This window comes from Janthinobacterium sp. HH102 (assembly GCF_001758625.2).
Lineage (GTDB): Bacteria > Pseudomonadota > Gammaproteobacteria > Burkholderiales > Burkholderiaceae_D > Janthinobacterium.
Map to the genome: position 1 here is coordinate 1,583,084 of NZ_CP062062.1, position 12,359 is coordinate 1,595,442.

Annotated in this window: 11 protein-coding genes; 6 read left to right on the forward strand and 5 right to left on the reverse strand. The window is 57.7% G+C overall.

Features of this window, described 5'->3' with window-relative positions:
• Positions 1-814: 814 nt before the first annotated feature.
• Together JAB4_RS07095 and JAB4_RS07100 are read right to left on the reverse strand one after the other, a co-directional pair.
• Positions 815-1,387: a hypothetical protein gene (locus JAB4_RS07095; protein ID WP_070308465.1), complete on the reverse strand. Its 573-nt coding sequence runs from the start codon at positions 1,385-1,387 to the stop codon at positions 815-817.
• A complete protein-coding gene (locus tag JAB4_RS07100) occupies positions 1,371-2,435 on the reverse strand; it encodes a site-specific integrase (RefSeq protein WP_070223668.1) in 1,065 nt (354 codons plus the stop codon). Before JAB4_RS07100 ends, JAB4_RS07095 begins: the two co-directional genes overlap by 17 nt.
• A 107-nt stretch (positions 2,436-2,542) precedes the next feature.
• Between JAB4_RS07100 and dusA the strand changes: the two genes are divergently transcribed.
• The 6 genes from dusA (at position 2,543) to JAB4_RS07130 (ending at position 7,976) form a co-directional block, all read left to right on the forward strand.
• Positions 2,543-3,544, forward strand: a complete 1,002-nt coding sequence (dusA, locus tag JAB4_RS07105; protein WP_070223693.1) for a tRNA dihydrouridine(20/20a) synthase DusA — start codon at positions 2,543-2,545, stop codon at positions 3,542-3,544.
• On the forward strand, positions 3,544-4,008 hold the full coding sequence (locus JAB4_RS07110) for a hypothetical protein (RefSeq protein ID WP_070223666.1): 465 nt from the start codon (positions 3,544-3,546) through the stop codon (positions 4,006-4,008). Before dusA ends, JAB4_RS07110 begins: the two co-directional genes overlap by 1 nt.
• Positions 4,009-4,529: 521 nt before the next feature.
• Complete coding sequence (locus JAB4_RS07115; RefSeq protein ID WP_227742110.1) at positions 4,530-6,293, forward strand: methyl-accepting chemotaxis protein; 1,764 nt, start codon at positions 4,530-4,532, stop codon at positions 6,291-6,293.
• A gap of 60 nt (positions 6,294-6,353) precedes the next feature.
• Complete coding sequence (locus JAB4_RS07120) at positions 6,354-6,701, forward strand: energy transducer TonB (protein WP_070218202.1); 348 nt, start codon at positions 6,354-6,356, stop codon at positions 6,699-6,701.
• Positions 6,702-6,869: 168 nt separating this feature from the next.
• The gene (locus JAB4_RS07125) at positions 6,870-7,442 is read left to right on the forward strand and encodes a hypothetical protein (RefSeq protein WP_070218196.1); all 573 of its coding nucleotides are present in this window, start codon (positions 6,870-6,872) and stop codon (positions 7,440-7,442) included.
• A gap of 150 nt (positions 7,443-7,592) precedes the next feature.
• Entirely contained in the window at positions 7,593-7,976 is a 384-nt protein-coding gene (locus JAB4_RS07130) for a hypothetical protein (protein WP_070218195.1), read from the forward strand.
• Positions 7,977-8,492: 516 nt separating this feature from the next.
• Here the strand turns inward: JAB4_RS07130 and JAB4_RS07135 are convergent.
• The 3 genes from JAB4_RS07135 to JAB4_RS07145 form a co-directional block, all read right to left on the reverse strand.
• Positions 8,493-8,942 (reverse strand): hypothetical protein, encoded by a 450-nt coding sequence (locus JAB4_RS07135; RefSeq protein WP_070218194.1) that lies wholly within the window; start codon positions 8,940-8,942, stop codon positions 8,493-8,495.
• 259 nt (positions 8,943-9,201) lie between these two features.
• A complete protein-coding gene (locus JAB4_RS07140) occupies positions 9,202-9,861 on the reverse strand; it encodes an FxDxF family PEP-CTERM protein (protein ID WP_070218193.1) in 660 nt (219 codons plus the stop codon).
• A 329-nt stretch (positions 9,862-10,190) separates the two neighbouring features.
• On the reverse strand, positions 10,191-12,296 hold the full coding sequence (locus tag JAB4_RS07145) for a TonB-dependent siderophore receptor (RefSeq protein ID WP_070218192.1): 2,106 nt from the start codon (positions 12,294-12,296) through the stop codon (positions 10,191-10,193).
• Positions 12,297-12,359 lie beyond the last annotated feature (63 nt).

Genomic DNA, 12,359 nt, shown 5'->3' on the forward strand with positions numbered 1-12,359 from the left:
TGTATGGGCCTTTCGTGAAGTGCCCCTGATAGTGTTTTGGTTCATTTAAAATTTAATTGCCTTTCTGCGGGTTGGCGTGATATGATATATCATTGTTAAAATTCGCTATGCGGTTTATATATATTAATTAATTTTATATGGTATCACGAAGTAGTGTATTTGTCAATACTGTGTTTTTGTACAGTAAATATGTTATTCCCCCACGCAGATTAAACCGTTGAGCTATCGGGCGCGATTTTCAAATAATTCAAAAGTTGGCTAGTGCTTTTATCTACTGGAAATAGCTCATAAAAGGTCATAAATATCTGCTTAGGGGTTGAGTAAGGGTTTGGAGAGATGTTGGCTTAAGGTACTGTTTTGTAAGGATAAACAGCACTTTCCAAGCCTATTTTGCTCACTGAGGCGTGGGCAATCAAACCCATGTAGTTGGCTGGGTGATATCCATATGGCAATATTTTAAAATATTGTACCTAGTTAATCAGAATGCTTTTCGGATCAACAATAGTACGTACCCTAACTAGGCGTGCGAGGTGGCTCTGTATGGATGGAATTGGGTAAAGATAGTTGCACCCGAGTAGAATGTACTCTGGCCCTTGACCTCGTTTCCGCCATGCCCCTAGTGTTGATAGTTTTACGCCTGCCAAGGTGGCGAACGATTCTTCATCGAAGCAATTTAGCCGGAGGGCAAGTTCGGAGATGTTGTACTGCTGTGGTTGATGTGGGTTAGTCGTTTGCTGCTGCATCTATGCTCCTTCTGTATTGTGAAGTAGCTATCTTACAGATGAAGTGAGAAGTAGCCCGGTTACTTGTTAATTCATTTGATGCGCTTATTTTCGAGCGTGATTTTATTGATAATGTTGCGAATTGTGGTTGTGCTTACGTTATAGTGACTCGCTAGAGCCTTTGTCAATCCATACCCCTCCCCATTTTCCTTGCCCTCTAGGTATTGGCGCGCAATCCGAGCATGTTGTTCCTCTGTTAGCTTACGGGGTTTGCTGGCGCGTGCTGCTTGGAGTTTTTGATGCTCTCTTTGGGCGTGAAGTGCGGGAAGTGCGCGGTGGATTAGGTCGACTTTTTCCCATATGAGTTGGGCCTTTTCCTTCTGAATGGTGTCAGCCTCTGTTAGTTTTCCAGTTGTGAAGGCAATTTCGTAATTATCAATTATTTGGCCAATTTCGATAACTAAGTGTCGAGTTTCATAAATAACCTCTTGCTCAATTATTGCAAGTGAAAGCCGCCCCGATTTTATCCAACCTTGCGGTGTCCTGAATGAGAATCCATTATTCACGAGATAGTCGGATGTGGTGACTTCCTCCGGAATGTTAAGAATCTGTCTAGTTCTTGCATCTTTGCCGTCTGGATCAAGATGATTATGACTTTTCTTCATGATTTTTCTTCGCATTTCTAATGCTTATTTCCTGCATGGCAGCATGGACTTCTTCCGGTTTGGTATGAGTGTATCGTTTCAACTGAGTCCATGTTTTATGGCCTGTAAGGAGTGCAACTTGCGGCATAGTGAGGCCAGTTCTAAACAGATCACTTGTTGCTTTGTGCCTGAGGTCGTGGAAGTGTAGATCGTCGATTTTGAGTTTCTTGCAGGCGCGGGTGAATGCTGTGCTGACGCTTGATGCCATGTATGGGAAGACGCGGCCAGCCTGGCGCACTTCTAAAATAGGGGCGATGATTTCCCATGCGCTATTTAATAGAGGGACAGTTTGATTGTTGCCGTCTTTCTTCCTCGGGTCTTTCCTGTCGCGGATGATGACGGTCTTTCTGCTTGTGTTGATATCTTCTATGGTGATTGAGCAAACCTCATCTTGCCTCATTGCTGTTGCTAAGGCAAACGCGCATATGGTTGCCATTGGAATGGTTTGTCGAGTGTTCTGGCTCCAATAGCGGTAAAGATTTTCAAGTTCAGAGTCTGTTGGTTCTCTATCGCGCTCTTGGCTGCGGGTGCTGACTTTGCGAGAGGTCAAATCGCGCCGGGCATCTCGGGCTAGATCGGTGGGTAAGTCCATCCTACGGGAGTGCTTGCCCCATTTTAGTATCGCGCCAAGGAATGACAGGTCGGCAGCAATGGTTACACCCCCGGCTCCAGCCTTCAAACGGGCATCAATGAAGTCCCGCAAGTTGATACTGTTGAGGCGCTTTAGCGGAATGCTCCCCATTTCCCGCCTTAGCATGGCATGGGTTGACTGCTTGGTGCGACCGCCCATGTTACACTCTAGGGCATAGCTATCTATCAGGTCGGCGAGGCTGTAGCCGTCCGGGACAGGCTGGTAACCACTCGCAACAACGTGTTCAACCTGTAACTCCACTTTGCGTGCCCATGCCTCTGCATCGCGCTTGAGTGTGAAGGTCTCGTTCTTATATATGCCGCCTTTTCGCACCTGTGCGCGCCATTTTCCGCTAGGAAGTTTAGTAAACGTAGCCATATTTATATAGTGTGTGCAATTTCTGCGTATTTAGTTATGCCCCGATTATGCACCTATCAACAACTTTGTGTGCATTACGTGTGCACTGAATGCTGCACATTGCCAAAATGAATGAAAATAAAGTGAATAAAAACAAGAGGTTACTGTCCGTCGCCCCGATGATGGACTGGACCGACCGCCATTGCCGCAAGTTCCACCGCGAAATCACGCGCCACACCTGGCTCTACACCGAGATGGTGACGACGGGCGCGCTCGTGTACGGCGACGTGGAGCGCCACCTGCGCTTCAACGAGGAAGAGCATCCGGTGGCGCTGCAGCTGGGCGGCAGCGACCCGAAGGACCTGGCCACCAGCGCCAAGCTCGGTGAGCAGTGGGGCTACGACGAGGTCAACCTCAATTGCGGCTGCCCGTCCGAGCGCGTGCAAAAAGGCGCGTTTGGCGCCTGCCTGATGGCCGAACCGCAACTGGTGGCCGACTGCGTGAAAGCCATGCGCGACGTGGTCGACATCGACGTCACGGTCAAGCACCGCATCGGCATTGACGACAGCGAATCGTACGACTTCGTGCGCGACTTCGTCGGTACCGTGGCCGATGCCGGCTGCAAGACGTTTATCGTGCATGCGCGCAATGCCATCCTGAAAGGCCTGAGCCCGAAGGAAAACCGCGAAGTGCCGCCCCTGAAATACGATTACGCCTACCGCCTGAAGCGCGATTTTCCCCAGTTCGAGTTCATCATCAACGGCGGCATTAAGACCCTGGACGAGATCGACCTGCATTTGCAGCACCTTGATGGCGTGATGCTGGGCCGCGAGGCGTACCACAACCCGTACGTGATGGCGCAGTTCGACCAGCGCTACTACGGCGACGAGACGCCCGTGAAAACGCGCGAACAGGTGCTCGAGGCGATGATTCCGTACATTAGCGCGCAGCTGGAGAAAGAAGCGGGGCGCTTGAAACTGAACAGCGTCACGCGCCACATGCTGGGCCTGATGCAAAACCTGCCCGGCGCGCGCGGCTTCCGCCAGACCCTGTCGGACTCGAAGAAGCTGGCCTCGGGCGACCCCCGTTTGCTGTTGGAAGCGGCGGCGCGTTTGTCGCTGCCTGCCTGATGAGCGGCGACTGCCACAGCCTTGCGCGCGTGATCGAGGGCTACTTGCTGGCCGTCGGCGCCCTGAAGGATGACGGCAGCTTGTTTCTTTGCGAGTATCTGGGACCCGTCGCGCCGCAGGCATCGCTCGACGCGCTGTGCCGCTCGCTGCGGATTGCGCCGGCGGGCTTATCCTTGCAGCCGCTCGAGAGCGTAGTGTGCAGCGGCATCGCCTGCACGCCGCGCCAGTGGTTGCTGGAGCGGTTTCGTCCCATGAGCGAGGCGGACCGCCAGCCGCTCGATGCGCGTTTATATGACGGTTTCGAGCGAGAACTGGCCGAACTGCTGCGCGGCGAGCCCCGCTGGTATCAATTGGTATCATCTGGCCAGATCAGCCTGACCGGGCAATTGGGCGCCATCTGGAGCGTCTTTGTCTTTGGCACAGAGTGCCACGCCTATGTGATGCATTGCAGCTGGGACAGCTGAGCCAACTTGTCTATACCGCTGCTTCTGCGCAGTGGTATTGTCCATACTCCCCCTTCCTCTGAGCACCTCTTCCAAAACGATGCAATATGGCTACGCCATGTGTTGTAAATGCGCCGTTTCGGCGCACGCCCGCACTGCCATGGGGCATTTCTAAGAGGCAAGAATCGGCGTTGTTGCCATTTCCCCGAAGAAAGTTAATCTGCCATTTATTCAGGTACTTATTGCTTGCTTTGAGGCAAAATTTACACCTATAATTGATTATAGACAAATATTTCTCATATGAATGTTTGATGTTGATCTCATATCATCAGTGTCAAAAATTCAGCGTGTGGAGCAAGTTTGCATTCGCAGTCACTGGCTGTTTCAGGGCTGGCGAAGGACCAGGAAGTACCCCAGGCTGCGTGCAGCCGGATACCGCCAGCATACCAATGGGTAAGGGCGGATACCGGTGTACCGCAGCCTTCGTCTTGTCGTGCCGGGCAAAAAATCCTTATCAATAGTTTCATTTACGAAGAGCCGAAATGAATTTAGCAAAAATGAAGGTTGGTACCCGCCTGGGCCTGGGTTTCGCCCTGGTACTGGTTCTGCTGGTGGCCGTGACCGTCCTCGGCATCGCGCGCATGGCGCAAATCCAGGAACGTCTCGATCACGTGATCAATGTCAACAACGTCGTCACCCGCCTGGTGATCGATATGCGTGGCAACGTCAGCGACCGCATCACCTCGCTGCGCATCCTCACCCTGATGACCGACGCGAGCGATATGGAGCCGGAAATGGCGCGTATCAAGACGCAGACGAGCACCTATCAGGAAACGCAGAAGAAGCTCGAAGAGAAATTCGCCGTCGAGTCGACTGCCGAAGAAAAAACCCTGCTCGCCTCGATCAAGGAATACGAAGCGGCCGCCATGCCGGCCATCGCCAAGGCATCCGCACTGTGGATGGCCAACGATGCGGAAGGCGCCACGCGCGTGATGATCAAGGAAATCCGCCCGGTGCAGAAAAAATGGATGGAAGCGCTGGAGCAGCTGGCCACCCTGGAAGACAAGCTCAATGAACAGATGCAGTCGGATGCCCGCAAGGCCTTCGACAGCGCGCGTTTGTTCATGATCATCCTCGGCGTGCTGGCCGTAGCGATGGGCGTGGCGGCGGCACTGGTGATTACCCGCGGCCTGCTGAAACAGCTGGGCGGCGAGCCTGACTACACGGCATCGATCGCCGGCAGCATTGCCAATGGCGACCTGTCGATCGGCATCCACACCCAGCCATCGGACAATTCCAGCCTGCTGGCGGAAATGAAGGAAATGCGCAACAGCCTGGTGGGCATCGTCGGCCAGGTGCGCGTCGGCACGGAAACCATCGGCACGGCCTCGCGCGAGATCGCCGACGGCAATATCGACCTGTCGTCGCGCACGGAAATGCAGGCCAGCGCGCTGGAAAAAACGGCGTCCGCGATGGAAGAGCTGACCTCGACCGTGAAACAGAATGCGGACAATGCACGGGAAGCGAACAAGCTGGCCGCGACCGCGTCGGACGTGGCCCTGAAGGGCGGCTCCGTGGTGTCGCAAGTGGTTGACACAATGAGCTCGATCAACGAGTCGGCGAAGAAGATTGTCGACATCATCGGCGTGATCGACGGCATCGCCTTCCAGACGAATATCCTGGCGCTGAACGCGGCCGTGGAAGCGGCACGTGCCGGCGAGCAAGGCCGCGGCTTTGCCGTGGTGGCGTCCGAAGTGCGCAACCTGGCCCAGCGCTCCGCTGGCGCCGCGAAGGAAATCAAGATCCTCATCGACGATTCGGCCGAGAAGACGGAACGCGGTACGCGTCTGGTCGGCCAGGCTGGTGTGACGATGGGCGAAGTGGTCGACAGCGTGCGCCGCGTGACCGACATCATGAGCGAGATCGCCAGTGCCAGCCAGGAACAAAGCGCCGGCATCGAACAGGTCAACCTGTCGATCATCGAGATGGACGGCATGACGCAGCAAAATGCGGCCCTGGTGGAGCAGGCCGCCGCTGCGGCGCAAAGCCTGCAGGACCAGGCGGCCGAACTGTCCCACGTGGTCAGCATTTTCAAACTGGTCGAAGGCGAACAGAAACCGGCAGCGGCGTCTGTGCCGGCACCCGTGGCTGCCGCACCAGCGGCCGTGCGCAAGCCGGCGCCCGCATTACGTCCGGTGAAATCGCTGACCCGCAAGACCGAAGCGGCCGCGCCCGTGGCTGCCGCGGCACCACGCAAGGCGGCAGGGGCCGGCAGCACCAGCAATGACGAGTGGGAAGAGTTTTAAGCGCGGTCAACAGCGCACAGGAAGTTGTAATTACCGTATCTGATAATCATGGGGAAGCACATGTTTGAGAATAAGCGTTTGATGAGTGTTGCAGCAGCCTTGCTGGTGTCCGTTTCTTCCGCAGCCTTCGCTGCCGAGGTACCCGCGTCGTTCGATGCCAAGAACTGCAAGGCCGACTATCCGAAAGCCTCGTTGATGAACGAAGAGCAGGGCACCGTGTCGATGTCCTTCCTGGTCAATGCCGATGGCAGCGTTGCCGATTCGAAAGTCGAGAAGAGCAGCGGCTTCAAGAACCTGGACAAGGCCGCCATCAAGGCCCTGTCCGCATGCAAGTTCAAGCCGGGCACCAAGGATGGTTCCCCTGCGCAAACCTGGACCAAGGTCGACTACGCCTGGAAGCTGGACTGATCCAGGCACTGCCGGGAGCGCGGCTCCCGGCATGACCGTATCCGCTACGGGCGGCGCCTGCGAGGGTGCCGCCCGTATTGTTATGTGCGGCAGCCAACGGCGCTGCCGCCGCGGATTCTGTTACCCTCGAAACATACCTTCGGGATATCCCACCACAAGAGGCCTACCATGCAGCGCATCCTGACACTTTCTTCCCTGGCGGCCACCGGCTTGCTGCTTTCCGCCTGCGCTTCCCTGGGCACGCCTGTGGGCTTGCAGGCGGGGCAGACCGTCGCCGTCGTCAACAGCTTGAGCTGGGACAATCCGCTGACGGGCAAGCGCGACGGTGTACGCACCAGCTGGCCCATCAAGGACGGCAAGATTGCCCCTGAATATTTTCCGCTGGCGCAATTGAAGCAATGCGACGCCGGCGGTAAGGCTTGCAGCTGGGGTGTGATGCGGGCGCAGCGCAGCGCGCCGAAGCTGGCCTATGCGGACGGCGGCGTCGACCTGGCCGTGAACGTTGCGATCGACGTGGCGCGGCGCCAGGATGTGCGCCAGGGCGAGACGCAAACGGCGATGGCGATACCGCAGGACGTGCCGGCCCTGGCGGGCATGCAGCGTGTGCAGCCCAGCTGGAAATTGAAGTATGGCAAGGTCGAGCAGGTCGAGCTCGATTACGGCGTGCGCTACCAGGTGTGCGTGCAGCGCTATGATGCGGCAGGCAAGGCCATCGACACGTGCGACATTCCATTTATCTGAGGAAACATGGCGCATGGGCCGCTTGTGGCGCCATTGCCACATTTCATGTTGCGGCGTGCGTCGGGGTGTAACAATCGGTAAAAGCACAGCAAAGCACGGCGTAATTTCTTATAGTACTTACTTGAGGTAGTACATATTAGGAGAATTGCGATGAAAACCCTGTTGGCAGTAATTTCGCTGGCCGCTCTGGGTGGCTGCGTCGTGGCCCCGCCAGGGCCCGCGTATTACGGTTCGCGCGCGCCACAGGGGGCCTACAATCCCTATGAATGGCATACGGTCTCGTCCGAACCGGTGCAATCGGGCCGCGTGATGAGCGCGCCGCGCGTGGAATACACGAATGAGCCCGTCTACGTGCAGCAGTCGCCTGTCTACGTGCAGCAGCCCGTGTATGTGCCGGCGCCCGTGTACGCGCCGCAACCGTATTATTACAATCCGCCCGTATCGATCGGCCTGGATTTCATGTTTGGCTTTGGGCGCTATGGCGGACACCGTGGCGGCTGGGGCGGGCATGGACGTTACCACGGTCGCCGCTAGACGCGGGACGTAGTCCTGCTGGCGTGAGAAAGCGCGCCGTGCTTTACGAAGCACGGCGCGCTTTCTCATTGGCGATGACGAGCAGCGCCGCGAAGCTGAATCAGTGGAAATATACCGAACTCTGGTGCAGCACGTCCGCCGAGCACAGGATATACATCGCCGCCGCTGCCAGACCTATTTGCAAGGCGCCAAAGCTGATCGGGATGAGGCGGGACATGTCGTACTCCTGAATGGTGTGAGGTGGGTTGTCAGGCTTTCATCATAGGTCGAATAAATGCTCTCGGGCATCGGATGAATGTCCGCCACGATGTAGGACAACACCTCGTCGCTGAGGCCCCGCCTCGCTCTCCGGCGGCCTAAGTAACCCCCAATAAATTATTGCGATTTCTGACTTCTATAACCGGCGCTCTGCGGTGTTGCCCACTGCTAGCAGTGTTCGCACTGCGTCGCAGCGGGCGCCTTGCATAGCATCGGGTTCTATTCGTCATAACTTCACAATAATTTCCTGAGGATTACTTAGCGGTTTTTCCAGCGCAGCACCGGCTCTTCCGGCGCCGTGTCCGGCACGTTCGAAATCGCCAGCCAGTGCGTCAGGCGTTCCGGATGCTTGAGATTGATGCCCATGCCATCGATGATGCCGACCTGTTCCAGCATGCGCGCGTCGATCTTCGCCTTCGACACCGTGGGTGCGCCCATGACCATGCGGTCATATGCCTTGCGCGCCTTGTGTTCCCATTTGTGCAGATTGCTTTCGTCGAAGCGGTTCGCTTCGAAGTACACGGTCAGGGTGCCGTCGAGGTTGCCGAAGCCGACAATGCCCGCGCCCTTGCGGATGGTGGTGGTGTTGTTGATGTCGAATTCCGCCGTGGGCACGAAAATGCCGGCGCGGCCATCGATGTCGGGACGTCCCACGGGTGTTTCCTTGCCGTAGGAACTCGTTTCGGTAATGGTTTTTTCTGCGGACATGGTGCGTGTGTGGTGGCCGTGCCGGGAGCGCAATCGGGTCCGGCAGCGCCAGTCATCCTGTTCAAAAAATGCGTGCTGATGATCAGGGCGGGGTAGGGGCCCTGGCGGAGCGATGCTTGGCATTGCTTGATACCCCGCCATTGTAGCGCCAATTTAATTCTTTTGGGCAACATTTAATGCTGCAGTGCACGCTTCTTCGGACGAGAAAAAGCCGCCCGGCCAAACGGCGGGACGGCTGTTGCGTGGCGTCTGTCCGGACTCAGGCGGCTGTCTTGCGGCGTGCCATGAAACCCAGCAAGCCCAGGCCCAGCAGCATCATGGCGTAGGTTTCAGGTTCCGGCACGGCGGCCGTCACCGAGACGTTGTCCAGGTAGGAACCATAGGTCGGTGCGGAGACGGGGCCGATCGATTCGAAACGCAGCAGGCTCGAAGAGCCGAGTGCGGTCACGTTCTGGCTGTAGGTTTGCCACACGCCGCTCGTGTTGCCGATCAATGCCGTTGGCGTCAGCAGGGTCGAACCCCAGTAGACATTCATCAGGCTGTTCGCGCCGCCCGCCGTATCGGGACGGCCCGAGTAGGCAAACGACAGCGCATAGGTGCTGCCGGCCGTGGTGGCGATCGCTTGCGATACCGACGTCAGGCGGTCCGTATTGAGTTCCAGGTATTGCGTGCCGCTGGCGGCGACGGGGTTGAATCCGCCCTGGCCGCCTTGCGTGGCGCCTTTCTGGATTTCAAAGGCCGAATTGCCGCTGGCCGATGAAGTCCAGCCTGTCACGCTGCTGAGCGGAGCCCAGGCTGAGGCGATGACATTGTTTTCGAAACTGCCATTGACCACCAGTTCGGTCGCGGCGTTGGCGGCGCCAGCGGTGACCAGGGTGGCCAGTGCGGCGATCTTCAGGAGGGTGGCTGGCGTTTTCATGGGCTCTCGTTTGATTGATTAAAAGATAATTTGATTTCTTAAATGACATTTAAATAATATCACCAAAACTCACAAAAAGAACACGTGCTCGCTAAAATTATTTGCAATTGTGAAATCATTTGTATTCATGTGGAAATTAATTTCCTCGATGAATGAATTGCTCTAGCGGTCCAGGGCGAACGCGACGTTGAACTTGCTTGCGTCACGGTATTTTTGTGACATCGGGACGTAAAAAAACCTGCATCGTAACAACAACGATGCAGGTTTTTTTCAGGTAACTGCCGTGCGCAGCGGCATATCGATTTGATAGGCACCTGCGTGCGCAGGCATCAGAACGCCAGGCGGCCCTGCAGGTAGACCATGCGCGGCGCGCCCACCAGCTTGCCCAGGTTGCCATCCGAGGTGCGCGTGAAGTAGCGCTTGTCGGCGAGGTTGTTGACGCCGGCCACCAGTTCCAGGCCCTTCTGGCCCGGCACTGTCCATTTCACCTGCGTGTTCCAGGTACGGAAGCCGGGAATGACGCCCAGGCTGCCGGCCGTGTTTTCCGCCACGGTATTCGCCTCGTCGGCGAACTGGCGGCTCTGGTGGCTGCTCGACAGGTCGAAGCCCCAAGCGCCCAGCTGATAGTGGGCGCCGACGGTATCCGTGGTGCGCGAATAGAAGGGCACGTCGTTGCCCGCGTTCGCACCATCCTGCAAGGTTGCCTTGGTGTAGGTGTAGGTTGCATAGGCGTTCAAGCCGGCCAGCGGGCCGGACTTGTCGAAGCGGTAGTCGACGGCCGTTTCCAGGCCGCGGTGGTGCGTGGCGCCCACGTTGTAGAAGACGACGTTCTCGCCGCTGCCCACGGACTGGATCTGGTTGTCGAATTTGATGTTGAACAAGGTCGCTTCGGCCGACAGCTGGCCGCTCTTCCAGCGCGCGCCCAGCTCGGCTGTTTTCGCCAGTTCCGGTTGCAGCGGGTTCTTGCTCGACTGCGCATTGAGCTGCGTATTTTGCACGGCGCCAAACGAGCTGTTGTAGTTGCCGAACAGGGTCACGTTGTTATTGAGCAAGTAGGCGACGTTCAGCGAGGGCAGGGCCTTGTTGTTGAGCAGTTCGATCTTCTGGTCGACCGGCAAATGGTTGAAGCGTTCCGTCTTGATGTGCTCGTAGCGTACGCCCGGCGTGATGCGCCAGGCGTCGATGGCGATCTTGTCGTCGATATACACGGCCTGCGCATCGGTGGCATTGTCGGCAAAGCGCGTCGGCGCCTGCCGCACGCCGCTGGCGATGACGACGTTGTAGATGGCCTCGTCGGCGCGCTCGGCCAGGTAGCGGTAGCCGACGGTGACGTCCTGTGTGACCTTGCCGGTGATAAAGCGCTGCGTGTAGCGCGGCTCGATGGCCGTCGTTTCATAGTTGCGCGGCTGGTGGCCCAGGTTTTTTCCGCTGATCAGGGTACTTTCGCGCGAGCTCTTGTTGTAGTAGGCGCGTACCTCGAATTCCTGTGTGCCGGACAGGGCATTCAGGTAGCCGATGTCGAAGGCCTTGCGCTCGCCGCTCCAGAAGTCGGTGGGGCGCGTGTTCTGGAACGGGTCCTGCTTGTATTGTGCCGCGGTCAGGCCGCCCGGCGTGCGCGACGTTACGTCGTAGTAGGACAGCTTGCCGTACACCTCGGCCGTGGGGCTCAGGTCGTAGCGGAACTTCAGGGCGAAGTCGTTGACTTTTTCATCGCTGCCCACGCGCCAGTCGCTGCCGCGGATGCCGGAATACAGCACGGCCAGTCCCAGGCCGCTGTCGAGCTGGGTACCGGCAAACACGCTGGCCTGCGTGTTGTGGCCCACTTCGCTGTACGTGTTGTAGCGCACCGTGGCGTCGCCCGTGATGCCTGGCGTGGTGGGCACGCGGCGCGTCTTGAAGTTGATGATGCCGCCCACGTTTTGCGGGCCGAAGCGCACGGCGCCGCCGCCGCGCACCACGTCGACCGTCTCGACATTGGCCAGGCTGACGGGCGCGAACGACAGTTGCGGCTGGCCATACGGCGCGACCGACATCGGAATGCCGTCAAGTAACACCGTGCTGCGCGGCGAATAGCGTCCGGCCAGTCCGCGCACGCCGATGTTGAGCGAAATGGCGCTGCCCGCGCTGCCCGAATTGTCGCTGATCTGCACGCCGGGAATGCGGCGCATCACGTCGCTGAGGCTGGTTGCACCCGAGTTCTCGATGTCATCCTTCTGCACCACGGTGCGGGCGCCCGCGAAATTCTTCGTGCTGGCGGCCATGCTGGTGCCCAGCAAGTTGCTGCTGACCTGAATCGATTCGAGGATGGGACCGGCATTCTCAGCGCTATTGGTGTCCTGCGCCTGCGCGGCAAGCGGGGCGCCCAGGCAGGCGAGGGCGATGGCCAGCGCGCACGGGCGCAGCGAAAAGGGCAGTGTGACAGGTGTGGCAGCCATGCATGGATCTCCGTAATGACAATGTTTGCGCGGGCAATCGGGCGGCGCGACAACATTGTGGCG

What these genes read in the sequence shown, in the direction of transcription:
- JAB4_RS07120 (WP_070218202.1), top strand. Translation starts at nt 6,354, where the DNA reads ATGTTTGAGAATAAGCGTTTGATGAGTGTTGCAGCAGCCTTGCTGGTG.
- JAB4_RS07115 (WP_227742110.1), top strand. Translation starts at nt 4,530, where the DNA reads ATGAATTTAGCAAAAATGAAGGTTGGTACCCGCCTGGGCCTGGGTTTC.
- JAB4_RS07100 (WP_070223668.1), bottom strand. Translation starts at nt 2,435, where the DNA reads ATGGCTACGTTTACTAAACTTCCTAGCGGAAAATGGCGCGCACAGGTG.
- JAB4_RS07130 (WP_070218195.1), top strand. Translation starts at nt 7,593, where the DNA reads ATGAAAACCCTGTTGGCAGTAATTTCGCTGGCCGCTCTGGGTGGCTGC.
- JAB4_RS07095 (WP_070308465.1), bottom strand. Translation starts at nt 1,387, where the DNA reads ATGAAGAAAAGTCATAATCATCTTGATCCAGACGGCAAAGATGCAAGA.
- JAB4_RS07125 (WP_070218196.1), top strand. Translation starts at nt 6,870, where the DNA reads ATGCAGCGCATCCTGACACTTTCTTCCCTGGCGGCCACCGGCTTGCTG.
- dusA (WP_070223693.1), top strand. Translation starts at nt 2,543, where the DNA reads ATGAATGAAAATAAAGTGAATAAAAACAAGAGGTTACTGTCCGTCGCC.
- JAB4_RS07110 (WP_070223666.1), top strand. Translation starts at nt 3,544, where the DNA reads ATGAGCGGCGACTGCCACAGCCTTGCGCGCGTGATCGAGGGCTACTTG.
- JAB4_RS07135 (WP_070218194.1), bottom strand. Translation starts at nt 8,942, where the DNA reads ATGTCCGCAGAAAAAACCATTACCGAAACGAGTTCCTACGGCAAGGAA.
- JAB4_RS07140 (WP_070218193.1), bottom strand. Translation starts at nt 9,861, where the DNA reads ATGAAAACGCCAGCCACCCTCCTGAAGATCGCCGCACTGGCCACCCTG.
- JAB4_RS07145 (WP_070218192.1), bottom strand. Translation starts at nt 12,296, where the DNA reads ATGGCTGCCACACCTGTCACACTGCCCTTTTCGCTGCGCCCGTGCGCG.